Annotated in this window: 20 protein-coding genes and 1 riboswitch; of the genes, 12 read left to right on the top strand and 8 right to left on the bottom strand. The window is 44.6% G+C overall.

Annotated features, from left to right (window positions below; genetic code table 11):
- The first annotated feature begins 154 nt into the window (after nt 1-154).
- Entirely contained in the window at nt 155-1,675 is a 1,521-nt protein-coding gene (locus J4N44_RS08710; protein ID WP_252044231.1) for a DUF1254 domain-containing protein, read from the top strand.
- A gap of 131 nt (nt 1,676-1,806) precedes the next feature.
- On the opposite strand, the gene J4N44_RS08705 is transcribed toward J4N44_RS08710, so the two are convergent.
- Entirely contained in the window at nt 1,807-2,718 is a 912-nt protein-coding gene (locus tag J4N44_RS08705) for a LysR family transcriptional regulator (protein WP_199450052.1), read from the bottom strand.
- 342 nt (nt 2,719-3,060) lie between these two features.
- Between J4N44_RS08705 and J4N44_RS08700 the strand changes: the two genes are divergently transcribed.
- Nucleotides 3,061-3,198 carry a hypothetical protein gene (locus J4N44_RS08700; RefSeq protein ID WP_005446090.1) on the top strand — a complete coding sequence of 46 codons (138 nt, stop codon included), beginning with the start codon at nt 3,061-3,063 and terminating at the stop codon, nt 3,196-3,198.
- Nucleotides 3,199-3,261: 63 nt separating this feature from the next.
- On the opposite strand, the gene J4N44_RS08695 is transcribed toward J4N44_RS08700, so the two are convergent.
- Nucleotides 3,262-5,025: a sigma-54-dependent Fis family transcriptional regulator gene (locus J4N44_RS08695; protein WP_047516855.1), complete on the bottom strand. Its 1,764-nt coding sequence runs from the start codon at nt 5,023-5,025 to the stop codon at nt 3,262-3,264.
- Nucleotides 5,026-5,272: 247 nt separating this feature from the next.
- On the opposite strand from J4N44_RS08695, the gene exaC reads away from it, so the two are divergent.
- Nucleotides 5,273-6,793, top strand: coding sequence for an acetaldehyde dehydrogenase ExaC (gene exaC, locus J4N44_RS08690; RefSeq protein ID WP_005446086.1), 1,521 nt, complete (start codon nt 5,273-5,275; stop codon nt 6,791-6,793).
- Nucleotides 6,794-7,056: 263 nt separating this feature from the next.
- Here exaC and J4N44_RS08685 read toward each other — a convergent pair whose 3' ends face one another.
- Complete coding sequence (locus J4N44_RS08685; protein ID WP_005446084.1) at nt 7,057-8,433, bottom strand: alanine/glycine:cation symporter family protein; 1,377 nt, start codon at nt 8,431-8,433, stop codon at nt 7,057-7,059.
- 121 nt (nt 8,434-8,554) lie between these two features.
- Nucleotides 8,555-8,656: riboswitch (glycine riboswitch) on the bottom strand.
- Nucleotides 8,657-9,185: 529 nt separating this feature from the next.
- On the opposite strand from J4N44_RS08685, the gene J4N44_RS08680 reads away from it, so the two are divergent.
- On the top strand, nt 9,186-9,344 hold the full coding sequence (locus J4N44_RS08680) for a hypothetical protein (RefSeq protein ID WP_005446082.1): 159 nt from the start codon (nt 9,186-9,188) through the stop codon (nt 9,342-9,344).
- Nucleotides 9,345-9,375: 31 nt separating this feature from the next.
- Nucleotides 9,376-10,110, top strand: coding sequence for a hypothetical protein (locus tag J4N44_RS08675; RefSeq protein ID WP_009702107.1), 735 nt, complete (start codon nt 9,376-9,378; stop codon nt 10,108-10,110).
- A 113-nt stretch (nt 10,111-10,223) separates the two neighbouring features.
- On the opposite strand, the gene J4N44_RS08670 is transcribed toward J4N44_RS08675, so the two are convergent.
- Both J4N44_RS08670 and J4N44_RS08665 read right to left on the bottom strand, forming a co-directional pair.
- Complete coding sequence (locus tag J4N44_RS08670) at nt 10,224-10,607, bottom strand: hypothetical protein (RefSeq protein ID WP_005446079.1); 384 nt, start codon at nt 10,605-10,607, stop codon at nt 10,224-10,226.
- 246 nt (nt 10,608-10,853) lie between these two features.
- On the bottom strand, nt 10,854-11,630 hold the full coding sequence (locus J4N44_RS08665) for an AraC family transcriptional regulator (protein WP_252044229.1): 777 nt from the start codon (nt 11,628-11,630) through the stop codon (nt 10,854-10,856).
- Nucleotides 11,631-11,731: 101 nt separating this feature from the next.
- On the opposite strand from J4N44_RS08665, the gene J4N44_RS08660 reads away from it, so the two are divergent.
- The gene (locus tag J4N44_RS08660) at nt 11,732-12,916 is read left to right on the top strand and encodes an MFS transporter (RefSeq protein WP_252044227.1); all 1,185 of its coding nucleotides are present in this window, start codon (nt 11,732-11,734) and stop codon (nt 12,914-12,916) included.
- Nucleotides 12,917-12,967: 51 nt separating this feature from the next.
- Here J4N44_RS08660 and J4N44_RS08655 read toward each other — a convergent pair whose 3' ends face one another.
- Nucleotides 12,968-13,108 (bottom strand): hypothetical protein, encoded by a 141-nt coding sequence (locus tag J4N44_RS08655; RefSeq protein ID WP_155243578.1) that lies wholly within the window; start codon nt 13,106-13,108, stop codon nt 12,968-12,970.
- Nucleotides 13,109-13,171: 63 nt separating this feature from the next.
- On the opposite strand from J4N44_RS08655, the gene J4N44_RS08650 reads away from it, so the two are divergent.
- A complete protein-coding gene (locus J4N44_RS08650; RefSeq protein WP_079325505.1) occupies nt 13,172-14,839 on the top strand; it encodes an SgrR family transcriptional regulator in 1,668 nt (555 codons plus the stop codon).
- 99 nt (nt 14,840-14,938) lie between these two features.
- Here J4N44_RS08650 and J4N44_RS08645 read toward each other — a convergent pair whose 3' ends face one another.
- Nucleotides 14,939-16,876: an LTA synthase family protein gene (locus J4N44_RS08645; RefSeq protein WP_005446071.1), complete on the bottom strand. Its 1,938-nt coding sequence runs from the start codon at nt 16,874-16,876 to the stop codon at nt 14,939-14,941.
- Nucleotides 16,877-17,293: 417 nt separating this feature from the next.
- On the opposite strand from J4N44_RS08645, the gene J4N44_RS08640 reads away from it, so the two are divergent.
- Both J4N44_RS08640 and J4N44_RS08635 read left to right on the top strand, forming a co-directional pair.
- On the top strand, nt 17,294-18,388 hold the full coding sequence (locus J4N44_RS08640) for a hypothetical protein (RefSeq protein ID WP_230689835.1): 1,095 nt from the start codon (nt 17,294-17,296) through the stop codon (nt 18,386-18,388).
- Entirely contained in the window at nt 18,385-20,289 is a 1,905-nt protein-coding gene (locus J4N44_RS08635; protein ID WP_252044224.1) for a DUF3857 domain-containing protein, read from the top strand. The genes J4N44_RS08640 and J4N44_RS08635 overlap by 4 nt, the downstream gene beginning before the upstream one ends.
- Nucleotides 20,290-20,330: 41 nt before the next feature.
- On the opposite strand, the gene J4N44_RS08630 is transcribed toward J4N44_RS08635, so the two are convergent.
- A complete protein-coding gene (locus J4N44_RS08630) occupies nt 20,331-21,734 on the bottom strand; it encodes an MATE family efflux transporter (protein WP_252044222.1) in 1,404 nt (467 codons plus the stop codon).
- Between the two features lie 372 nt (nt 21,735-22,106).
- Here J4N44_RS08630 and J4N44_RS08625 point away from each other — a divergent pair, with 372 nt between their 5' ends.
- From J4N44_RS08625 to J4N44_RS08615, 3 genes are all read left to right on the top strand, one after another.
- Nucleotides 22,107-23,987, top strand: coding sequence for a DUF294 nucleotidyltransferase-like domain-containing protein (locus J4N44_RS08625; protein WP_252044220.1), 1,881 nt, complete (start codon nt 22,107-22,109; stop codon nt 23,985-23,987).
- Complete coding sequence (locus J4N44_RS08620) at nt 23,984-24,733, top strand: 3'-5' exonuclease (RefSeq protein ID WP_009697463.1); 750 nt, start codon at nt 23,984-23,986, stop codon at nt 24,731-24,733. Before J4N44_RS08625 ends, J4N44_RS08620 begins: the two co-directional genes overlap by 4 nt.
- Nucleotides 24,734-24,958: 225 nt before the next feature.
- Nucleotides 24,959-26,623: a BCCT family transporter gene (locus J4N44_RS08615; RefSeq protein WP_005446060.1), complete on the top strand. Its 1,665-nt coding sequence runs from the start codon at nt 24,959-24,961 to the stop codon at nt 26,621-26,623.
- The last annotated feature ends 3 nt before the right edge of the window (nt 26,624-26,626 follow it).

Below are 26,626 nucleotides of genomic sequence, written 5' to 3'. Positions count from 1 at the left end.
ATATTGACCTGGTAGACAGTTTTTTACTTGTGATTTTATATGAGTTTCATTGCTCATTGTCTATGCCAACATTTTTGATTCTGCTGAACGTCAAAATTGATTCCCATCTTTGGCTACAGTTAATGCATCCCCACTGACAAAGCAGGAAACTCTTATGTTCAAGACTCAACTTAAACGTGTCGTTGTTATCACTAGCCTACTGGTTTCATCATCTGTTCTGGCAAGCACGAATGCGTACAATACAGATATTCCTACCAGTATCATGACACCTGATAAGGTTGAAACCAGCATTGGTACTTTGAATTTCAAGGATGGCGTACCAAGCCAGCAGACGATGGATACGCTATACAACAACCTCGATACCATGCGAGCAACAGAAGTGTTTATGAACGCGATTCCTATGGCATCCCTGGAAGCGTTAAGAGTCGGGCATGAGAAAATGGGGTTAACCACATCCAATCAGGTGATGCTGTTTGATGATCTGATGGATTCGAATCCGCTGTTCTTAACCGGAAATACAGATACGGTATACGCGTCCGCATTTCTCGATCTCGAGCGTGATGGTCCAACAGTGGTTGAAATCCCACCGGGTATGGGACCAACGACCGTCAATGATGCATTCTTTCGTTTTGTGACGGACATGGGTGTTGTAGGACCAGATAAAGGTGAGGGTGGCAAATACCTTATTTTGCCTCCGAACTATGAAGGTCCAGTGCCAGAGGGGTATCACGTTTCTCAATCAACAAGTTACGTGAACTGGTTTATTGCTCGTGGTTTTTTGAAAGACGGTAAAACAGACGCGGCGGTGAATTCATACCATAGTGGTTTAAAGATTTATCCATTATCTAAGAAAGGCGAGCCGCCGAAGATGGAATTCATCTCTGGTAGTGGTAAATCGTTTAATACCATTCATGCAAATGATGAGCACTTTTACGATGAAATCAAAACGGTGATCGACAAAGAACCGATTGAGTTTATCGACCCAGAAATGCGTGGACTGATAGCGACCATCGGCATACAAAAAGGTAAGCCGTTTGCCCCAGATGCACGAATGCAGAGCATATTGGAAGATGGTGCAGCAATAGGTAATGCAACCGCACGAGCGTTGATGTTTAATCCTCGTACCCAGAACGCTTACATTTGGGATGATCGTAATTGGAAGACAGCGTTCATTGGTAATGATTACCAATGGCTGATTGAAGAAGGCAACGGTGGTCGCAACCTAGATGCGCGCACTTATTTCTTCTATATGGCGACGGTTAATACGCCGGCAATGGCGCTCAAAATGGTTGGTAAAGGTTCTAAGTACGCAATCGTTGATAAATCTGCTCAGGGAGAGTTCTTTGATGGCAGCAAAAACTACAAGCTGACCATTCCTGCGAATGTTCCTGCGAAGAACTTCTGGTCAGTTGTGGCTTACGATACACAAACGCGTTCGGAATTACAGACCAGTCAACCTTTCCCGAGTAAGAATGACAAACGCGACGACATGATGACAAATGCAGATGGCTCGATTGATTTGTATTTTGGTCCGAAAGCACCAAAAGGCAAAGAAGCAAACTGGATTGAGACTGTGCCGAACAAAGGCTGGTTTACTATCTTGCGTGTCTACGGTCCATTAGAACCTTGGTATGACGGCTCGTGGAAGCCTAGCGATATCACGGAAATGAAGTAAGATAATTGAAGAGGCAACCGGTCAATTGATAGGCCGGTTACTTGTTTTTGGCTTGTTCTTATGGCTCTGTTGCGGCTTTGTCTGGTCTTGTTTGAGGGATTGTTTATTTGCGACGACAAGTGATAGTCGTTCTAATTTGTTTCTTGCAGTGCTTGTTTAATAAAGGCTTCTACCTGAGCAATGATCGGGTGCTGGTAGAATGCTCGGTGATATTGAACGCCCACATCAAACATCATTGGTTTAGCATTCAGCCTTAACGGCAATCGGAGAACGTCCTCTGGTAGGGCATCATCGTTAATGTGCATCCCGACAAATACATACGGGCTGACTTTTACGCAATCAAGCGCTGCCGCCATAGAAGAGACCGTTAGTTTCTGTTCCAAATTTACCCCAGTGAGTTTTCGCATTCGTTCATAGTACGCACTGACATCAAGAGAGCCCATAGACACGCGCACCGTCTCGAGGTTTTCAATGTCACTTAGCTCTAGCTCGTTATATTGGCTAAGTGGGTGTTGATCATTCACGTACGCAAAGATGGGAACAGAAGCAACTTTGCGCTCAACCATTCTCTCATTGAGCTCATTTGGAAAACCGCCAATTCCAATGACGACGGCCCCTCGTTTTGGGTTTTCGATACTTTCTATCGACCAATCAATAAATGAAATCTTCGGCTTTTGATCTTCCGTTGTAAGGGCGGAGACTAAGGGGGTCGTCAACATGCCAGATAACGGATTAATGATGCTGAATATGTACTCATTGGCTTGCTGATTTGCATTGAAGCTTTGCGCCAGCTGGGGGATTTGCTCTAGGCGTTCTAATGGTTCGCTGATGACTTCACACAGCTGCTGGCAAAGCAGGGTTGGGGTATAAATGCCTTTTTCTGCATTGAAGAGTTCGTTATCAAATCTTTGACGACATTCAGCCAATTGTCGTGTGAATGTCGCTTTGCTAATGTCGAGGGTATGACACACTTTCGCCTGCGATTTTTGCTGGCTGAGTAGATAAAGAAAGCGATACAAATTCAAATCAATAGTATTTTTCACGAGCTCAGTACCTGAGGTTATTGAGCTTTAAGTATCGGTGTCTCTCATCCTCTGTTCCAATAAAATTTAAAACAATTTTTCCTTTTGTGACATGGGGTTAGTTTGTAAGAGTATGATGTGCTCAATCGGAAGGCGAAACTAAGATTGCGTAAAAGGTGAAAAACAGTGCTAGGTAAGCCCTTGAACTCATCCTATAATTAGGTTGCATATGGAGGATGTTTGATGGTCAAACATCCTCTATTTTTTGAAACCTACAACAAGGATCCGGCATAAGTTGTTTTTGCTGGTGTTGTTTACATTTACCAAGAAGGTGATTTAACACTAATAATTGAGGTTCTTACGATGACTCTTAACAAGTACTTTGTTTTCATTCCGACTGATATGGATCAGGAAACGCACAAGGAACAGAAAGTGATATCTGAAACGGAAACTCAACGTCAGGCTTTAGTAAAACAGGCGCAGCAAGAAGGCGGACTGTAAGGCTAGGTTTCAAAATAAGAAGAGCACCCGAAGCGGTGCTCTTTTTTTATCTCTGAACATCTATCACTTTAGCATCCCAAGGCTTTTAAGCTTGCGATAAATGGTATTGCGGCTTAATCCCAACATGCGTGAGGTTTTGCTGATATTACCTTGGTTCGCTTGATAAGTTTTTACCAGCTTATCTTCGACAGTCGAACGCATATCTTTGGTTTTCGGCACGCTAACGTCTTCAATCATACTGGTATGACTAAGCTTCTTAGCAAGATGATTTGGCACATGGCTAAGTTCTAGTTGCGGCTCTCCTTGCGCCATCAATGAAGAGACTTTGATTAAGCTATCGAGTTCTCGCAGATTGCCAGGCCACACGTAAGTCATCATCAATGAAAGAAGGTGGGGACAAATGGTCTGTTCCGAGTCAGAGTGGCGTCGATGAATGTTCTCAATCAGTGCTTGCTTATCATTGCGCTCTTCAAAGCGAGGTAGTTCGACGATAAGTCCGTTGAGGCGGTAGTAAAGATCCTGACGAAATGCGCCTTGTTCAATCAACAACTCTAAGTCTTTGTGTGTTGCGGCGATGATTTGTGTATCAACTTGGATGGTTTGGTTTGAACCAACAGGAAGTACGGTTTTGTCTTGTAGTACGTGGAGTAGGCGGCTTTGCGCTTCTAGAGGCAAATCTGCAATCTCATCTAAGAACAAGATGCCGTTGTGCGCTTGGCGGATTTTACCTTGGTATCCTTTGCTGTTTGCACCAGTAAATGCGCCTGCAACATAACCAAACAGTTCAGATTCAACTAAGTCTTTAGGTAATGCCCCACAGTTAACTGATACCAAAGGACCACTCTTACGTTGGCTGTTTTTGTGTAACGCTTTGACGAATTCGTTTTTCCCTACACCGGTTTCTCCAAGAATAAGTAAGCTAATGTCTTTGTCGATAACGCGATTTGCTTGTTGCCAACAATGCTCGACCGTGGTGTCGCCATAATGAAGATCGTTGGATGCAGAAAGAGAGCGGGAAGACGTTTTACTCTCTGACAGAGGTTGAGTTTTAAACACCAGTGATTGACGGCTTAGCGAATTATCGAGTATCGAATCCAGAGATTGTCCAATCACATTCGGTTGATCAAGCAATTGCGAGGCAACTTGGTTATGCGCAAGGATTTGCCCTTCCTCATTGGCGATGATAATGCCTTGCCACCCACTGCTGAGTAACCCTTTTTCGCATGCTAAATCGACTCGAATATGTCCTTGAGGGATTTGATTGAGGAGTTGGTTTTCGACTTGCTGAACCATATTCTGGACCAGTACTTGCGTTGAGAAATCGTGCTTTTTCTCTTCGCTGGTAATGTCCAACACGCCCATTAAGTTACCCAAATGATCAAAGATTGGACTTGCTGAGCAACTGATAAAGCGATGATGTTGAATAAAGTGCTGATCACCAATAACAGACACCGGTTTGGCTTCTACTAAAGCAGTGCCAATGGCGTTGGTGCCTTTCAGTTTTTCTTGCCAGCACGCGCCAGAACTGAGCGCAATTTCGGTCAGTTTTTCTCGGAATTTAGGTTGCCCCCAGCTACCGATGATCACGCCATCCGCATCGGTCAGTATTAACCGACTGTCGCTGTGCGCAAACAACTGATTAAACAAAGGCAGGGCAAACCGCTTCACGGCATCGATTAAGAAGTTAAGCTGGTGGCGTCTGTCCTGCAGAAACGCAGAAGTGACGCGAATATCGTCAGGTCGACGTCGCTGTTTTAAACCCGCTTGTTCACTTCTGTCCCATGAAGTAGAAAGCCAGTTGTTGTTGGTAATGTGTTGAAGTTCCATGACTGTACCATTTTGTCACAGTGAGGGTGTGCCATTTTGGAACACTTGAACACTGGTGTTCACACCATACATCCGCTCAAACGTCACTCACTTAGTTTGTTATCGCTTGGTAATCATAGTTTTACATTTAATTAACAACAAGACGTGTGTTGTTGGCATGTGACTTGAGTAATGAAGTGACAACATCGCTGAGTTGAACACTCGGTTGTTTAAAACAAAAAACTGAACGAGAACAAAAGGAAGAGTTATGATCTATGCACAGCCAGGTAGTGAAAATGCCGTCGTGAATTTTAAATCACATTACGACAACTACATCGGTGGCGAATGGGTGAAACCGAGGGGGGGGGAGTACTTCGATAATACGTCACCAATCAATGGTCAAGCGTATTGTAAGGTTGCTCGTTCTAGCGAGGCAGACATCAACCTTGCATTGGATGCAGCGCACAATGTAAGAGCAAAATGGGCCAAAACCAGCGTTACTGAGCGTGCCAACATTCTACTGAAAATAGCAGACCGCATTGAACAAAACCTTGAAGAACTTGCGGTAGCAGAGACATGGGAAAATGGTAAACCTGTGCGCGAAACACTGGCGGCGGATCTTCCTTTAGTGGTCGACCATTTCCGTTACTTCGCAGGCTGTATCCGTGCTCAAGAAGGCAGTGCGGCTGAGCTTGATGAACACACTGCAAGCTACCATTTCCCTGAACCAATTGGCGTTGTAGGACAGATCATTCCTTGGAATTTTCCAATGTTGATGGCGGCGTGGAAGCTTGCTCCCGCGTTGGCTGCTGGCTGTTGTGTGGTGCTCAAACCTGCCGAACAAACGCCAACTTCGATTCTCGTTCTGATGGAAAAGATTGGTGATCTCTTGCCAGCAGGCGTGGTGAACGTGGTCAACGGTTTTGGCTCAGAAGCAGGGCAAGCACTAGCAACCAGTAACCGAATTGCAAAGCTGGCATTCACGGGCTCAACCGAAGTAGGTAACCATATCTTAAAATGCGCAGCAGAGAATCTCATTCCATCAACCGTTGAGCTTGGTGGTAAGTCTCCGAATATCTACTTCCCAGATGTGTTTGATCATGAAGATGAATACCTAGATAAGTGTATTGAAGGCACGCTGCTTGCGTTCTTTAACCAAGGAGAGGTGTGTACCTGTCCATCACGTGTCTTGGTACATGAATCTGTGTACGACAAGTTTATTGCCAAGGTTGCGGAGCGCGCGAAGACCATTAAACAAGGTAACCCATTAGATACTGACACTCAGGTGGGGGCACAGGCATCGCAAGAACAATTCGATAAGATCCTGAGCTACCTAGAAATCGGACGCCAAGAAGGGGCCAAAGTCGTGTTTGGTGGTGATGTGGCGAAACAGGAAAACGACTTGGAGCAAGGCTACTATATTCAACCGACTTTGTTACAAGGTCACAATAAGATGCGCGTATTCCAAGAAGAGATCTTTGGTCCGGTCATTGCTGTGACTACTTTTAAAGACGAAGCAGAGGCGCTAGCGATTGCCAATGACACGGAATATGGTTTGGGTGCTGGTGTGTGGACGCGCGACCAAAACCTTGCTTACCGCATGGGGCGTAATATCGAAGCAGGGCGCATTTGGATTAACTGCTATCACGCATATCCTGCACATGCTGCGTTCGGAGGCTACAAAAAATCAGGCATTGGTCGAGAAACCCATAAGATGATGCTCGATCACTACCAGAACACGAAGAACCTATTAATCAGCTACGACGTCAATCCGCTAGGCTTTTTCTAAAGCGAATGTATCGCAGTAAAATGTAATATACCCAAGTAACCTCGAGATGCTAGGTTCAGCTAGAATGACTTGGTTTGTAGACGCGGCGGCGATTTAAAGATCTAGTTATTACACTGCGTCGTTTTCCTTACTCTCGAATCAATGACAACGCTCTGAATCCTGCATCTTGAAGTTACTTGGGTATACCTATATAAGAAGAGCCCCCTAAGTCATTCAACTTAGGGGGCTCTTAATTAAAGTGAACTTCACGTTTCTAACTTGGATTAGGCTTTTACTGCATCAAAATCATCTGATTGAGAAGACGGTTTGAAGAACAGTTTTGTCTCTTCCAACACCACGTGGCGCAGAGCAATTAAACCAATTAGGTTAGGGATTGCCATTAGACCGTTTACGATATCAGCCAGTAGCCAAATCATATCTAGGTGAAGGAAAGCACCTGAAGCCACCAAACCAACAAAAATCAGTTTGTACGGAAGTACTGCTTTTGTACCGAATAGGAATACAACACAGCGCTCACCGTAGTAGTTCCAGCCAAGAATGGTGGTAAATGCGAAGAACATAAGACCGATAGACACCAGCATTGGACCTAATGTCTCTGCGTTAAGACCAACCGCAAATGCGTGTGTTGTCATCGCTGCACCTGCAAGGTCACTTTGCCATGCACCCGTAAGGATCAAAGCAAGACCAGTCATCGTACAGATGATGATGGTATCGAAGAAGGTACCCGTCATAGAAATCAGACCTTGTTTAACACAAGAATCCGTTTTCGCAGCAGCCGCAGCCATAGGCGCACTACCCAAACCAGATTCGTTTGAGAATACGCCACGAGCGATACCAGATTGGATTGCCAGCATAATACTTGCACCCAAGAAACCACCAGTTGCCGCTGTCGAAGTAAATGCAGACACCAATACAAGCTCAACTGCATTTAGCAATTGGTCTGCATTCATGATGATCACACTCAAACACGCTAGCACATAAAACAGCGCCATTGCTGGCACGACTTTACCTGCAACGCTAGCGATCGACTTAATACCGCCCAAGGTTACGAATGCCACTAATAGCGTCAGGATGAAGGCAGACAGCTCGCGGTTTACACCAAGAGAAATCTCACTTGCATCAAGAATTGCATTCACTTGAGGGAAGGTACCGATACCAAAACAGGCTACGCCCAGTGCAAATACCGCGAACATGATAGCTAGCGCTTTCGAGCCAACACCATATTGCAGGTAGTACATAGGACCACCAATCATTTGGCCTTTGTCGTCAACACGGCGGTATTTCACAGCAAGAAGACACTCAGCGTATTTGGTTGCCATTCCAAATAGGGCAGCTAGCCACATCCAGAATAAGGCACCAGGACCACCAAGTTTGATTGCTGTTGCAACACCAACAATGTTACCTGTACCAATAGTTGCAGACAGCGCAGTACATAGCGCTGCAAAGCTAGAAACGTCACCCTGTTTATCAGATGACTTATCTTTACTGAATACCATCGCTAACGCAGTTGGTAGGTGTTTAAATTGGATCAAGCCTAGGCTAAAAGTGAAGTAAACACCGGTTCCCACAAGCAAAAGCAGCAGTGGTGGACCCCAGACAAAGTTATCAATGGTTTGAAGTAAAGATTGTAGGTCGTTCATGATTTCCCCTTAATAAAACAACTAATAAGGAGAAGAGGGAAAGGACGAGATCAAGGATCTCTAATAGCTATGCTATTCAAAACAAAATAAGGCGGGAACGCCAAATAGTTAGGTTGTTACTTTCCACTCCTCTGTCCTTTTGCCTGAGAGTTTCACCCCGCACACATGTGCGGGACTTGCTCCTTCGGCGACCGATTTAACGGTTCTCTCCAGAGGTTCCTCCAACTACAGTCCCCGCTACCAAGGTAGCACCTGAAATAGTTAATTCTTCGGCGAGTTACCCTAACTAAATGTTAAAATTTAGTTAATAACCACTCTCCTGCAGTCTTCATCGGAACATTTACTCAATTAAATGAGTAAAGGTTAGTTAATGATGCTGGTCACCATTAACGTGTGAACTCTATCATGTTTTGTTACCATTTCAACACCAAATGACGATTTATTTTCAACACATTATGCGGACTTTGTGGTCTTAATTTCATAGATTTGTCGATTAATTAAACAAATGAGTCAATCTTTTGTTCATTGTTTACTTGTATGGATAGTCGAAATCTAATTCGATTGAACGATGGGCGAGTAGAGCTGTGTCGATAAGTTATTCAGTTTAGAATAGAAAATTGATCAAAACGGGAGCAATCGCTTCAAAATCTACGCTAAGTTGACCGTAAGCGACGTAGAAATAGGTTACAATGTTTCTTTGCGAAACTGTCTATGGAATCAGATAAGTTCACATTATTGGACAAGGAGGCGGTATGACTAGATTGTTAGCCATTGCGGTATTGATTGGATTAGCGTTTGTGCTATTTCGTTATCGTACCAATGAAAAAGTCCAAAAAGCGACGGTCATTACGCTGATCAGCGCATTTTTAATTTATACCGCGTCAATCATGATTGCGGAACTCACTCGCTAGCAAACCGGTAGAGTCCTTGGAGTAAGATACGGTGACTTCTCAGAATAATATTGAAGATCAAGACGAAGTAGTTGTCATTGAGGAGCGCGATAAGCGTACCCACATTTATATTGCCATTGCGGCAGTACTGGGTTTGGCATTTGGTGGTTTGGCTGGGTCGGCAATGACAGCAAGTAAGTGGGAGTCCACTTACCAAGTGTTGGAAGAAAAGTACCAAGCACTAGCACAAGACAAGACGGATTTGGTTTCTCAAGTGAAAACACGCGAAGCGAGCTTGGATAAAGAAATCGATGCAAAAGTCGCGACGTTATTGGCAGAAAAAGAAGAAGCTCATAAAGCGGAACTAAAAGCGCTTCAAGCGCAGTTAACTGAAGTAGAAAAAGTGAATATTTCACTTGAGTCACAAGTGAAAGAACAGAAAGCGACGCTAAGTACCACTAAGAGTGAAAACGATAAGCTTAATCGCCAAGCAGATATGCAAGCGACCATCTTTGAGCGTTCACGTGAAGTGTTCCGTAAGGAGCTGCAAATCTCGCAAGAGTTGGAGTCTCTAGAGAAGGAGCGTGAATCGCTATTGCCTAAGATCGAAACGTTGAAAAAAGAGTGTGACGTTTTCCTAGAGGGCAAGTCTTGGGACGTGAAATCAGACGCGTGTGACCGACACGATGAAGCAAATTCTCGTTTAAGCCAAGTTGACCAACTTATTGAAGTTCACAAGATGGACCTAAAACAGATCAAAGACATCACGGCAGAGATGGGACTGTAGAGCAAGCGCTTTTCAGTCGCCAGCTTGGTGATTAAGAAATACAAAAGGAGCTCTCAATGAGCTCCTTTTTTGTGTCTATCCGTCAGAACGGATTAACTCTAATTCGATGTCGATTAGATGCGAGAAGCGTCATAACCTGAAGCTAATAGCAATTCACGTTCATGTTTAATCAATTGTGCTCGGTCTTCAATCAGTTCATTCAACGCTTGAGACGGTTTACCAGCAAGTGATTTAAAGGCATCGAAAGACTCTGCGCTGTCGATTTGGTCAATCATACCACTGATAACATTACGTGCTTCGCAAGGGTTATCGTCAGTGGTGAAGTATTCAACTTGCTTTGCTGCAGACTTCATTTCGGTGAGCAGTTCTAGTGGACTACTTTCTTTTGCTACTGCCATGTAATTATCAAGTACACGTTTCGCATACAACAATTCTTTTAGTGGGATATCTCGGCCACTTACAATCAGCGATTCATTAAGGATCATACTTGAGCTCATGGGCATTCCTTTTTATCAATAATTCAAACTTCTTGGGCATTGGTTTGAGTCTAATTTATTGCTGAGTGAATGGGAATGCCTAAAATGCACATTTTTAACCGATATTTCTGGTTATTTACGTCTTTCTAGTGAGTAAATACGCAAATGGCGTATCTGGTAGAATCTTCAGATGATAAGGATGTCAAGTACTCGGAGTATCGACCGTTCGAACTCTGCATCAAATACGGGCTTTATTCGTCCTCAATATCAATTGATGAAGAAGCGACCCGGTGTCACCCCAAAGCTTTGTTTGAACAGATGATTAAAAGCACTTACGCTCGTAAAGCCGCACTCAAATGCAACGGTAGTGACAGGGTGAGATTGCGCCAACAAAGTCAGAGAGTGGAATAATCTTGCTTGTTGACGATACTCGATGAAAGACATGCCAACTTCATTACGAAACAAGCGGCTCAAAGTACGGCTGCTGACGTTAATTTCTTCTGCCCATTGCTTTAGTGAACGATTGTCCGCAGGGGTCTCCAACAGTGAGTTACAAACTTGTCCGAGTTTGGCGTTGTTGGGAAGAGGGATTTGAATGGATGCTTGTGGCGCAACTTTCAACTGATCCAACAAAACCTGAACAATACGCCAATACGGTTCCGTGGTTGCTTGATCGGCAGGTTGCTCAGAAAGATGAATGATCATCTCACGCAGCATTGGTGACACATTGAGAACATCACTCTGATTTGGCAGCTCAATATCGATGCTTGGCAACAAGTAAACGTTTTTCATCGCCGCATCCCCATACATGTACACCTTGTGTTTCTCATACGCTGGGATCCACACAGCCCTTTGAGGCGGAACGACCCATACCTTTGATTCTGTCTCGACCGCCATCACTCCACTGCTGGCGTACACCAATTGGTTATGTTGGTGGCAATGCCAGTCAATGATGTGCCCGTTGGGGTAGTGCTTGGGAATGACCACCGCCTCTAAGCGATTGATACTGGCGTCCAAACTGATGGCTTTGACGTTTTGGCTCATTTGAGCAATAACCTGTCTCGATGGAATCTATACGCCAAATGCTAGCCAGATAAACTGAGCTTGTCATTAATTAGCTTTCCGTTATTTTGTTTGGAGTCGAGATGAACCGCTCAATTCACGCGGGTGTCCTTAATGTGGGGCACTCACTTAATCATTATTTCTTGCTCATTTTTCCTTCTGTCGTACTAACGCTGCATAAAGAATGGAACATGAGTTACGCCACACTACTTCAAGTGGGAAGTGCAGCCATGTTGGTTTATGGCGTGATGTCGCTACCGGCTGGTTGGCTAGCGGATCGTTGGAGCCGAAAAGGCATGATGATCGTTTTCTACTTTGGGATGGGCATCTCTGCGTTACTTACCGCTCTCGCGCAAACGCCATGGCAAATGGGATTGGGGCTTTGTGTCATTGCCTTGTTTGCCGCGATTTATCATCCTGTTGGTATTGCACTTATCTTCAGCTCTGCAAACAAAACAGGCAGGGCTATCGCGGTAAATGGGCTGGCAGGCAACTTAGGTTTGGCATTCGCGGCAATGGGGACCGCTTTGTTATGCCAATGGTTCTCTTGGCAAGCCGCATTTTATATTCCAGGTATCGTATGTTTGTTAACTGGCGTCATGTACTGGTTTGCATCGAAAGACGTTACCGGTATCGAACATGTGAAAAATATACGTGACGACGTAACGATACCTTTGCGACAACTCAAAGTGCTGTTCGCTTGTGTGGCGGTGATTGTCTTCTTCGGTGGTTTGGTCTTTCAATCTACTACGACCTCGTTACCAAAAATTATGGACGCACAGTTTAGCCAATCATTGAGCCTTTCAAGCACGTTGACCACCTCTATTTTTGTCTGTGCTGCGTTTATTCAGCTTGTTGTGGGTGAGTTGATAGATCGTGTTGATATCAAGAAGCTGCTCGCCTGCATTACTGGTGGGCAGCTGTTATTCCTGCTATTGGCGACGGTTACTCATGAATGGTCTTTGGTTCTGGTGTTTGTTGGTTTGATGTTGTGTACGTACGCGCAAATACCGGTGAACGATTGGCTTATTGGCCGTTATTCCGATGCGAAATGGCGCTCTAGGATCTACGCCGTTAAGTACACATTAAGCTTTAGTACCGGACCTATCGCGTATTGGCTTATTGCTTCTACCTATGCTCATACACAAGAGTTTGTATTGATGTATTTCATCCTTGCCGGTGGGATGGGGATCGCACTGTTGAGTGCTACGTTAATGCCTTCGTCAAGCAAAAGAAAACCGGCTAGCACCACACTAGTGAAACAGTGAAACAGTGAAACAAAAAGGAGCGCGTCGGGCGCTCCTTATCACGCTCCGTGCTTACACAAAGAGTAAGACCGAAAACACAGTTTGAAAGAATGAACTCACTCTAGATTGGTTGGTTCTTACTGGTTCTGGTTTTGGTGTATTTCGATGGCGCTCGGCACTTAATGTATAGTAAGAGTAGTAAATGGTATTCATATTGACCTCCTGTATGACTTTAGAGATAGTATGAAAGTCTAATTGGGAACAAATAACGAACACATGAATATGGATAGTTCATCTTTTAAATCTACCTCGCATTTGAGCCGCTTACGTCAATTGAGTCGGCACTATCAAACTCAGGAGAGAAAGCCAGTCACCATCGCATCACTAGCAGAACAACTGCAATGTAGCGATCGAAATGTCAGTAAATTAATGGTGGCAATGGAATCATATGGTTGGGTGACTTGGGCTCCGGGTAAGGGGCGGGGAAACGTGTCCACGCTCACACTACTTGTGACGTTTGAAGAGGCGTTAAAGCAGGCATTAGAAGAGTGGGTTAAAGCGGGAAAAATCAACCAAGCACATCAACTTGCAGAGCAGTTTGATGGCGAATTGGTGTTTCAAGAAAACTTGCCTCTGTGGTTGGGTGATGCGCAAACCGAACTGAACAAGCAAAATACCCTGGTTTATATCGCACCTTATCAATTACCAGAGTGGCGACCACATCAAGCTCACTCTGTGCGTTCGGTGATGCTAATAGATAGCATTTACAATACATTGCTGCGTTTTGACCCTCACTCTCAAAGCATCTTGCCCGAACTTGCGCACGCATTTGAAAATAAGGGTGATCACGTTCGAATTCGCTTGCGTAGTGATGTGACTTTCCACAATGGCAAGCGATTGAGCGGCACTGATATTAAAGCGAACTTTGAGCGAAGATTAAACGAGGCTCATCCGTTTTCGGTCCTGTTTCGCCACCTTGATTCTATCAATGTCGAAGGGCAATGGGTGACGTTTTATCTACGTCAAAATGACCCTGTATTCCTCAATTTATTGTGTGACAAACACACGGCAATTATGGATTGTGAACAGCCACATAAGCCTATTGGAACAGGTCCCTATTATGCGGAACGATTGGAGAGTCACCATTGGACACTCAAAAGAAATCCTCGGTATTTTGGCATTGGAGGGTTGATTGATATGGCTGAATTTTGGTCATTGTCACCCTGTAGTAAAGTGGGTCATGCGCACATTCAGCAAATGCAGCGCGCGATTCATCTTGATAATGTCGGAGATGATCACAGTAAGCAAAATGGTTGTTCTGTCCTTCATTTTTTCTACCACAAAAACCAATTGAGCAAGCAAGAGCGTGCTTGGATTGTTCATCACTTTAGAAAGCATGCTGATCAGCGCGTAGAGTTAGCAAATAGTCTGATGAACGAGCACCAAGACAAAGGTTTTCACCTGTTTGAAAGCCAAATGACAAAGCCAAAGCGTCCAGTGGTGATCGAAATTCGTGAGAACTTAAAAGCAGAGCTTGCTCCACTCATTGAGATACTTTCCGAGCTTGGTGTTGAGTGGACGATTCAAAGTCCAGACGACGAGAAACGTGCGATCGCTGATGTCGGTTATGGTTGTTACGTATTTGGCGATGACCGAGCTTATCAGTATTACGAGTGGATGCTTGCCAGTGACGCGTTTACTCGATGTTTGAGCGAGAAAGAGAAAAACAGTCTAGTGCAGTTCGTTGATGGATTGATGCGTGAAAGTGAAGACAGTCATGGATTGCTAGAGAAGCTATTCCGAGCGGAGGATTGGTTGATACAGAACTACCATTATGCGCCGCTTTGGAGAGAGCACATTGTCTACTCTCAATCTGAAGAACTGCATGGAGCAGAAACTGACCGAATGGGTGTGATGTCTTTGAAAAACATGTGGCTTGAATAGGGACTGCAGACACTAAGAATACAACAATGTGAGAAAACAAAAAGGAGCGCATTGGGCGCTCCTTTTATTCATTTATAGCTCAATGAATGTTTGGTATGACTACTGAACCGCTTTGGATGCATACCAGTTGTTTTGGTACGCCTTAGAAGCAAATAGTGCATTGGCTTTCGCGCGTTCAATAACGGCTGGATCAACGTCCATCGGCTCCATGGTTTGTTTATCAAAATCGTATTGCATTGTTGATACTTTCTCACCCGGAGAGAATACAACAAGGTTATCTCGGGTTAGGTAACCAAAGTTCTTGTCATATTGCATCATTGCACGTTCATCTTCACGAGCCAAAGGCTTAGTCAGGTCGCGACCGATCATCGGTGTTTTTGCATCGATACCAATCAAAGACAGCAGTGTTGGTGGCATGTCGATGTTGTTTGCAATGCGGTCATCTTTGCGCGGTTTGATGTCTTTACCAATGATTAAAGCAGGAATGTGGAAGTGCTTCACTGGCACCAAGTTCGCACCGAATACTCGAGCATCATGGTCAGCAATGACGATGAAGATAGTATCGTCCCAGTAAGAAGATTTTTTCGCTTTATCAAAGAACGTACCAATCGCATAGTCTGAGTATTTAACGGCATTGTTGCGCGTCATATGCTCAGCATCGTAAGGTTCAATCTTACCTTCTGGGTATTCGTATGGGCTGTGGTTACTCGAACTGAATACTAAGCTAAAGAAAGGCTTGTCAGTTTTCGATAAGCGCTCAAACTCTTGGTCCGCTTTAGTGTAAAGATCTTCATCACTTACACCCCAAGAGCCAACAAACTCTGGGTTCTCATAGTCTTTTTCTTCCACAATCTGGTCGAAGCCGTTACCGAAGAAGAAGGTTTTCATGTTATCGAAGTTTGCTTCACCACCATAAATAAACTCAGTGTGGTAACCGCGGTTTTTCAGTAAGTCAGCAATAGTAAAGAAACCTGTTTGGCTTTTGCTTAGTTTTACAACTGCGCGCGATGGTGACGGTGGGAAACCTGTTGTCACCGCTTCGATACCACGAACAGAACGCGTACCCGTTGCGTACATCTGAGTGAACTGCCAGCCTTCATTCATCAACTTGTCGAAGTTAGGCGTAAGAGGAAGACCACCCAGAGAACCAACGAATTGAGCGCCCAAACTTTCTTGAAGCAAGATAACCAAGTTCTTTGGCTTTCCTTGATATGTTGCTTGGTTGCTGTTCATGGTTGGAAGTAAAGATGGATCAAAATCAGACTTAGCAGAAGAGGCGCGAACGATGTCGAGCATCTTCTGATCATCCATTTTTCCGTAAAACTGCTCTGCGCTCTTTTCTGACTTCATGTTGTTGACAGCAAACAACAGTGAATAGGAAGAGTTGAGTGCTAGATCGTTCATTAGAGGATCATTCGAAAATGCCACCATTGCAGGGTTAAGAGGGCGGTGACCCAAAGATGAACGAGCGCCAGCGACACCAATCAGTACCACTAAAATTGCAAGAACAGGACGCCATTTCCAGTTTACTTGCTGAGCGTTATCCGTCAGTTTCTTACTCCATTTCCAACCTAAGAAAAGCGTAATAACCGTACCAAGCGTGCCGATGAACAGTTCTAACTTGTAGCCAGTCCAAAGCATGCTGAATACTTCTTTCGGATAAATGAGGTATTCCACGAACAAACGGTTCGGACGAAGATCGTATTCTTGTATAAATGGAGCGGTAGCAAGCTCCATGTATACCAAGATCCATAGACCAGCGACCATCCAACAACGGAGTAACCATTTCCAGCACTCACCAATCTTACCGGTCACCGGTAACAGCGCAGATAGTAAGCCTGGCAGGATAAACAACCAACAAATCGTTGCAAAATCGACGCGTAAACCCTGACCAAGAATGTAAATAAGGTCGTTAAAAGATTCGATCCGGTCAGAGAGCCAAAAGGCTAATAAAATCCGCGAAGTGGACAAAAAGACAAGCGAAAATAGCGCAAATACAGCAACAGGCTGTAAAGGCCCAAAGGTGGGCTTTTTCATAAATATTCCCTAATTTACTGATGTGTTTGGTTTTTATGATGCGTCTTGTATCAAAGAAAACGTGAAACAAACGTGAAATATAAGGCTTATCTATAAATTTAATTGTAATGATTGGTACGGCTTTGTAAGGAGGCGTAATGCGATACTCAACTATACGAGTAGTGATTTTTTGAAACTCAACATTTGGAAGTAAAAACCAGCAGAGAAGAGAATAATTTGCGTTAGTTATTATTTAACGTTAATCACAAAAGGAGATGCGTTAAGCCTCTTTCATTCGTGTTTTACTGCATCTTTGTTAATATCGCCGATTTATAAAATATAAATATAACGAGTGAGTTAGAAATATCTTTCGAGCTTATGACTGAAATGCAATGTGACGCAGTCGGATCAACGTACGTTTTGGCTTTGAATTAAAATATGGATTTAAAAATGCAAGAAACCAGCAGTATGCCTTGCGAAGAAGTGTTAGATAAATCGTCTTCTGATGACGCGCCTATTCAAAAAATGAAAGTGGCGTATCCAAGAAAACCAATTTTTGATTGGTTTTTAGCTTTCAGTACTCTTGGCTTTTACACAAACTTTTGGCTCTATCGCCGTATTAAAGAAATAGACCAACTATCCGCTAGAAACTTCAAACCGTTTTTATGGTTTTTTGTTCCTTGGCTGGCGATTTTCCAATACTTCGCATTTCGCAGCTTGGATCGCACGCTTTGTGAGCTCGAAGAGGATAATAAGAACCTCAATGTTCGTACCGTTTATTATTTAGGTGCATTAGGGTTCTTGTTATCAACGATTTACTTCTCCCTAACTTCGCAGTGGGCAACACCCTTATGGCTAGATTTCGTTGCATATTTACTTACTGCTACTTCATTTACTGCTTTTTCTTATCGAGTAAACAATTTCAAACGTCAGCGAAGCGATATTGAGTTTACAGGCAAAAAAGGTGGTTATCATCCTCTGGAATGGTTAGTCGTAATCATTATGACACCGGGTGTGCTGTTGATGTATGGCGTGATGTACAACAATTCCGTAATGAAAGACAGTTTAGAAGCGTACCCAGATCAATCTACTTACATTGAACAGGGACAGGATTTTCAGCTCACTTTCCATGGTGCTAATTGGCATCGTTTAGAGATTGGTACGTACAGTGATGGCTCAGCGTTAGCAGAGTTTGCGAGTGAAGAGTTTGGTTCTTACCTAATCGTGTTTAATAACCGAGAGCTCCAGGATATTAACGAGCACATGCATGAGCGTCGTCAATGGATTGATGAGGAGATTGGTGCGTCTCGTTGTGTAGAGTCACGCAGCTTTGTCGGTAACGATTTTGCGCTCAAGGTAGAGTTAGTCTGCACCAAGGAAAGTGGCTCAATGTTAGCTTCGGGTTACGTGACTTTGCTTCACTCTGGTGATAATAGCTATGAGCTAATGGGAATCCTAGATCAACCCGCTAAAACTTACTCTCAGAGAAAACCAGAGTTTGCAGCGATGGCAAAGGAGTTCACATTACAATGAATTTAACTCAGTTATTTAGCCTAGTCGCTATTGCTGGATCGTTAGGTGTGCATGCTAACGAGTATCCCCAAATCGACTGGAAGTTATCACAAGACGGTCTACGGGACGCGTTAGCTCTCATCCCCAAAGATAAATCACATTCTGCAATGGCTCAGCTTTTACGTGAAACTAAGTTTAATGTTCGAGCCGACGTTGTTAGAAAAGAGCAAACATTAGTCAACTACTTTCCAAGGTTTGTCGACGTTGAATCGCATGGGACGATGGGGCTGTACTTTGACCCTAATTATGAAAAAGTGATAATCAAAGCGGCTGCATCAGTTTCACCAAACGGAGTGATAAAGCAGATTGACCCATCTCAAATTCAGGTGCTAGGTACAGGCGTTTATAACACCTTTTCCAGTCAAAAAGAGATCGCTTTAGCAATCCCAGGCTTGGAAGAAGGTGGTATTGCTGTCTTGAAGTACGAAATCATTACTCAACGTTCAATGATGGAACATGATTGGGCTGAAGAGCTACATACACAACGTAGCTACCCAATGGATAGTTTCCGACTCGACGTCGTGTGGGATGAGTCTTCGCCAGTTTATTGGGCAAATGACAGCGAAGATGTGAATTGTAAACAGACCAATTCAACTCTCTCATGTTTGGGGCACAATATCGCTGCTTTTGATGGTGATTATCAGGTTAAGTGGCGTGATGCTATTAGTCGCATTGCTTTGGGGTCTATGAGAACATGGCAAGATGTCGCGGATCGCGCGTCGACCACCATGAACACAGCGTTTAGAGATCAATCGGGCTTAGAGCCGCTGTTTCAAACATTGACTCATGGCGCAATCGACACTGATGAGAAAATCAAACGCATTTTGAGCTTTGTATCTCGTGATATTCGTTACGTTTCGCGTTCAAAGTTCGGTCATGCGATGACGCCGCATGACCTTGCCGAGACGATTGAAAACCGCTTGGGCGACTGTAAAGATAAATCTGTTTTGCTACTCGGATTATTGAATAAACTGGGCTTGGACGCTGAGTTAGTTTTGGTCGCAACAAAGCAAATCAAAACAGAAGGGGTATTGCTGCCAACAATGACGGCATTTAACCATGTAGTTGTTTGTTTTGAGTATGGTGAAGAGCGTTATTGTGTAGACCCAACTGATACACAAACCAATTGGCAGTACACACCTGAGTGGATTCAAAGCAAAGTGTCTCTTCCATTGACGCAAGACGCTCAACTTGGACAAATGCAACAAAGCCGTTACCGATGGAAAATGAATACTGACACCGTGATTTTATTTGATGATTTGGGTGGACAAAAAGAAGTTCAAGAAAGGGTTTACGTCGGTGAATATGCTGGGTTGGTGCGCGCCAATTTGTATGAACTGGGTGAAGCTGAACGTATCGAAAAATTAACGGATGAATATTCCGAAGTGGTAACAAGCATCGGTAACCCCGAATTTCAGGTCAAAAATCTCGACACTATGTCGACTCGAACCGTTGTCCGGTCTGAGTCGGTCATCGAGCCGTTTCTAGGCGTGGAAGAAGAGCTTCAATATGAAGAGCATGATGCATGGATCAAGAAGGAATTGGTTGACCTGAAAATGTACAATGAGAAGTATCCTGCACTTTTCCATGGAGTGAGAGTTGTGTCTGATGTGTATTACGATACCAACAATTTATGGGAAATTACGGATATTCCTCCGACTCTTGAATTGACCCATTCTTTGGGCTCGCTAACACGCAGCGCAGAACTGATTTCGCCGACTGAATTGTCCGTAAGAACAATACTTGAAGTGAGGTCTACAATGGTCGAAGTGTCTGAGAGAGAGCGCTTCAATAAGATGCTTAATACATTTGCAGAGCAGTCTCTAATTAAGTTCTATGGCAAAGTGTTAAAGCAGCCCTAACTAAAAATGAACAAAGGAGCTCAAGTGAGCTCCTTTGGTCATCAGTTCAATACAAGTTCTTTAGCATCAAGTTCATTCGTAGTTTGATTGTACTTCTTAATCACTAGCGCCAAGCGAATCAGCATTGCAATTGCCGCGGTAGTTAATCCTGTCACGATACCAATCCAGAAGCCTTCTTCGCCCATGGCAGGAACGATTTCATCGGTGATACCCAGCAACATACCCAATGGAAGAGCCAAGCCCCAGTAAGCAAGAATTGCCAGAATCATTGGGATCTTAGTATCTTTGTAGCCACGCAGAGCGCCGTTTGCAGAGGTCTGCAGTGCATCGCTGAATTGGTACATCGCAGTAAACATCAGCAGCGTAGCCGCTGTTGCTGAAACCACAGGATCTGTGGTGTACAAACGAATGATCCACTCTGGGAACAGCAAGAAGAAGCCGACTGAAATCAACGACAGTAGCGCGGCAGTAATAATGCCTACCAAACTGCGGTGAGAGGCCGTTTCAAGCTTTTGTTCACCCAATGCATGACCAACGCGAATCGTGATACCAAATGAAAGACTCATTGGGATCATGTACGTCATGCTAGAAATATTCAGTGCTATTTGCGCCGCTGCAACGTTCTCCGCACCGATACGACCAATCAACAGGGCAATCACCGCGAAGATACTGCCACAAACCGCAATGTTTAAGCCAATCGGCATCCCGAGTTTGAACAGTTGTTTGATCTCTTGCCATACTGGTTTTAATTCTGCGAAGTGAAGAATGTTTTTATAGTGGTGATGGCTCTTGATGTAGCTAAACAGCAGGGTCGACATCAGCCAGTAAACCAAGCTAGTAGCCCAGCCACAACCAACCGCACCCAGAGCCGGCATGCCGAATTTGCCGTAAATCAGAATGTAGTTAACAGGGATGTTTACCAATAAACCAATCACAGAAATCAACATCGGTGCACGAGTGTTGTTCATCCCTTCGCAGAAGCCATTCAAAGTGTAGAAAAGCGCAATGCCTGGAACACCAAACGCCAACGCGACAACGTAATCACTCGCGATAGGGATGATCTCAGGCGCAACACCTAAGCCAACGAGAATGGTTTCCCCAAGTAGTAAGTAAACAATCAGAATCGCACTGACAAACGCAGACAACCAAAGCATCTGAATAAACGCGATACGCACGTTATTTAAACTTTGTGCGCCGCGGTGGTAAGCCACAACAGGTGTTAATGCCATGATGATGCCGCGAAGCAATAGCGAAACGGGTAGCCATAAACTGGTGCCAAGTGCGATCGCAGCAAGGTCGGCAGCACTCACTTGCCCTGCCATTGTGGTATCGATAAAGCCCATCGACTGAGTGGCAAGTTGCATCAGAATGATAGGGATCGATAGGTGTAACAAAGCGCCCGATTCTTTAAAAAAGCGAGAAAAAGAGGAAGGTTTGTTTTGCATGGAAGTAATTAAACACCAATATCAATGCACCAGTGGAAGCAGGATAGCGTTGTGCATTGTAGGGTGTGCCGCGTAGGCACGCGCAATATACGGATTTTTGTTCTTGCGTTCAATATGTAATTTAGATCACAAGAAAACGATTGCGAGAGCTTTTAAAGTAAATATTTATCGCGTGAATGCATTGTATTTTTTACTGCTGATTTTTAGATGAAAACAAGCAATTTTAAACACACTCGTTTCAATAATCATCAGTCATTATTCCGCTTTTCGACGGTTGCACAGCTTTTTATCTGACGTCTCAATTTATTTATTGTCTGATTATTTTCTTGGTGATATTTATCGCCTTAGTTTAGGCAATGCATGGAATAAAGAATGGAAGCCGAGCAATTAGAAGTACTCAATTTCATTAGCCAATACCCACCTTTTGATGATTTACCGGAAGAGCACCTAAGAAACATCGCAATGAATGCCGAAGTCGCCTATTACCGCGCAGGGACGGACATTCTCAAGAAAGGCGATGACATTCGTGATTTATACATGATCCGCAGTGGTGTGGTGGAAATCTTCCGCCGTAAAGGGGAGTTGTACAACCGTATTGATGCTGGTGGTTTGTTTGGACAAATGGGGTTGTTGATGAACAACCGTGTCCGTATGCCAGCCAAAGCGATTGAAGACACCTTGGTTTACTGCATTCCAGAGAACATCTTTACGGAGCTATGTGACGAGTTTGAGAACTTCGCCGATTTCATGGAGTTGGAAGACAGCGCGAGGCTGCGTACCGCTGTATCAAACCACTCAGATGGGAATGACTTTACGACTGCGAAAGCGCGCAAGATCTTAAGTCGTGAGCCAGTGACGCTAGAAGCCAGTGCAACGGTTCGTGAAGCGGCGATCTTAATGGCAGAAGAGGGCGTCACTGCGCTTTTGATTGTCCGCGCGCAAGAAGACATTACTGAAGACGACGATGACCAACTGCTTGGTATCTTGACCGAGAAAGATCTGTGCGTTCGCGTTTTAGCTGAAGGTCGAGACAGCGATATTCCTGTAAGTGAAGTGATGAGCTACGACGTTGTGTCGCTCGATTACAGTGCTTACGTGTTTGAAGCTATGCTGACAATGCTGCGTTACAACGTCCATCATCTGCCAATCCTAAAAGATAAAAAGCCGATTGGCGTAATCAGCATGACGGATATCGTCCGTTATGAGTCGCAAAACAGCTTGTTGCTTGTGAGTTCTATCTTCCAGCAAAACTCGGTAGAAGATCTCAAAGCGGTATCTAAACAAGTGAAAGACTGCTTTGTCCGAATGGTGAGCGAAGACGCAAATGCGCACATGGTTGGACGAGCGATGTCGGTTATTGGCAGCAGTTTTAAGCAAAGATTGGCAGAGCTAGCAGAGCAAGAAATAGGTCCTGCGCCCATCCCGTATTGTTTGTTGGCGATGGGCTCCATGGCGCGTGATGAACAGCTTATCGTCACAGACCAAGACAACGCGCTGATTCTAGACAACAGCTACGACCCAACATTGCATGGTGAGTATTTTGCTCAGTTCGCGAAATTCGTTTGTGATGGATTAGCCGAGTGCGGTTACACCTACTGTACTGGCGACATTATGGCAACTAACCCACAATGGCGTAAAACGCGCTCAGAATGGGAAGAGTGCTTTGCGAACTGGATTGATAATCCAACGCCAGAACGCCTTCTGCATAGCAGTATTTTCTTCGATTTACTTGGTGTACATGGACGCGTGAAATGGGCTGAGCAATTGAGCGGGTTCATTGTCCGTCGTGCTAAGAAGAACAATCGTTTCTTGGCTTGTATGGCTTATAACGCAATCCGTCGTACGCCACCATTAGGCTTCTTCAAAGACTTTGTGATGGAGAAAGACGGACGCCATCGAAATTCCATCAACTTGAAGCGTCGTGGTACCGCACCAATGGCGGATCTGATTCGGGTGCACGCTTTGGCGATTGGCTCTCATTCGCAAAACTCGTTTGAGCGTTTGGATGACATCAACAATGCGGGCATCTTACCGAAAGGTCGCGGCATGGATTTAAAAGACGCTATGGAGTTGATCTACATGGTGCGAATCCGACATCAAGCGCTGGATATTGAAAATGGGGAAGAGCCCGATAACAACATCGAGCCAGAAGAAATGTCGGAGTTTGAGCGTCGCAACTTAAAAGCTGCATTCCAAATCCTAAGCAACGCACAGAACTACATTAAGTTCCGTTACCAGAGAAGTGGCAAATGATGTGGTTTTCTAAACAGAAGCAAGATAGTCGAGATTTGCTTGATACCAGCCAGACCCCCGATTGGGCGGTTTTCTTCGAGCAACTTTCCGAACAAGCGAAAGATACTCGATTAAAACGTTATTACTCTACGCCTATTGTGAATGGTGATACGCCACTAAAAGAGGTACCGTTTGTCTCCGTCGATTTTGAGACTACTGGCTTAAACGCAGAGGAAGACGCCATTCTCACCATAGGCTTGGTACCATTTACCCTAGGCCGCGTACAGTGCAGTGGCTCTCGTCATTGGGTTGTGAATCCAAATCGAGAACTGAATGAAGAGTCGGTGGTGATTCACGGCATTACCGATTCTGAAGTGAAGAATGCACCTCAACTTGAACAAATTCTTGATGCCATTCTTGATGCGTTGGCAGGTAAGATTGTGGTCGTGCACTACAAAAACATTGAGCGACAATTCTTCAATAATGCCTTGTTAAACAGTATAGGTGAGGGGATTCAATTTCCAGTCGTTGACACCTTGGATATCGAATACGCAATTCAGCGTCGACAATGTGAAGGTTGGTTAAATAAACTCAAAGGTAAAAAGCCTGGGTCTGTGCGACTCGGACATGCGCGTGAGCGTTACCATTTACCTGTTTATCAGCCTCATCATGCCCTTACGGATGCACTTGCAACCGCCGAGTTGTTGCAGGCACAACTGCAGTATCACTTTGACGGTGACATGCCATTGTCCGTGGTTTGGCAATAGTGGTTCGGTGAATTGACAACAAAAATAATTAGTCGTCCTGATAACAAAATGCAATGCGATATCATAGCGGTTGAGGGTAAAATTATAAAGTAGAGCAACCCTTCTAAAAGCGACACAACGATCGCACATAAGCTTTGCAGCAAGTGACACAAGAAAGTCATCACTCAGCTTCCTACACAAGCTTAATTTGAATTTAATCTAGCCACGTTTTTAAGGAGATAAATCGTGAGCACCGACAATAATGGCGGTATACAGCGCCCCGACGGTAAGGTGAACCCGATCGATACTGATTACCAGATTGGTCAGGACAACGTCGCGTTAAAAGTAGGTCCTTTCGGACTTGATATTCATAACCGTGTTTTTGCTATTTCAGGCATGTCGATCATCCTGTTCGTAGTGTTAACACTGACTTTCCGACAACAAGTAGAACCGTTTTTTGCTGGTTTGCGTGGTTGGCTTGTATCTAACCTTGATTGGTTCTTCCTATCTGCGGGCAACGTGTTTGTCGTGGTGTGTTTGATTCTGATCGTAACGCCACTTGGTCGCGTTCGTATCGGTGGTACAGAAGCAACACCAGATTACACTTACGCAGGCTGGTTAGCGATGCTATTCGCGGCTGGTATGGGTATCGGTCTGGTATTCTTCGGCGTATCTGAGCCTATGTCTCACTTCAGTGCTGCACTTGGCGGCGTGAACGTTGAGAATGGTATTCGTACTGACTGGGCTCCATTAGGCGCAGCAGAGGGGGATACCGCGGCGGCATCTGCACTAGGCATGGCAGCGACGATTTACCACTGGGCACTTCACCCTTGGTCAATCTACGCACTGTTGGCTCTTGGTTTAGCGATCTTCTCGTTCAACAAGGGCTTGCCTCTAACGATGCGTTCTATTTTCTATCCACTTTTCGGCGAGCGAGTTTGGGGTTGGGTTGGTCACGTTATTGATATCCTAGCCGTTGTTGCAACTGTGTTTGGTCTTGCGACTTCTCTTGGCTACGGTGCATCACAAGCAGCAACAGGTCTAAACTTCTTGTTCGGCATCCCGATGACAGAGACAACGCAAGTCGTGCTTATCGTGATCATTACGGCGTTAGCGTTAATCTCGGTAGTTGCGGGTTTAGATAGTGGTGTAAAACGTCTGTCTGAAATCAACATGGGTTTAGCAGCACTATTGCTATTGTTCGTGATCATCGTGGGTCCAACGCTCGCAATCATGACGGGCTTCTTTGAGAACATCATGTCATATCTTGCGAATGTTCCAGCACTATCGATGCCATTCGGTCGTGAAGACGTGAATTACTCTCAAGGCTGGACGGCGTTCTACTGGGCATGGTGGATTTCATGGTCACCATTCGTAGGTATGTTTATCGCGCGTGTTTCTCGTGGTCGTTCCGTTCGTGAGTTTATCGTGTGTGTAATCCTGATCCCATCAACCGTGTGTGTATTATGGATGACGGCATTCGGTGGTACGGCGATCAGCCAATACGTGAACGATGGTTACCAAGCGGTATTTGATGCAGAGCTTCCACTTAAACTGTTCGCGATGCTAGATGTGATGCCTCTGTCTCAAATAACCTCTATCGTGGGTATTATTCTGGTTGTGGTGTTCTTCATCACATCAGCGGACTCTGGTTCTCTTGTAATCGATACGATTGCAGCGGGTGGTAAAGTGGACGCACCAACACCTCAACGTGTGTTCTGGTGTACATTCGAAGGTTTAGTTGCAATCGCGCTAATGCTTGGCGGTGGTCTAGCGGCTGCACAAGCAATGGCGGTAACAACTGGTTTACCATTCACAATCGTATTGTTGGTTGCAACGGTATCTCTAGTGAAAGGTTTAATGGATGAACCTCGCCCAACATCAAAATCAATGAAGAAAGCGAAAGCGTAGTTT

The organism is Vibrio sp. SCSIO 43155 (assembly GCF_023716605.1).
Lineage (GTDB): Bacteria > Pseudomonadota > Gammaproteobacteria > Enterobacterales > Vibrionaceae > Vibrio > Vibrio harveyi.
Note: the sequence above shows the minus strand (reverse complement) of the source record. Positions and strands in the feature narration are given on the sequence as shown.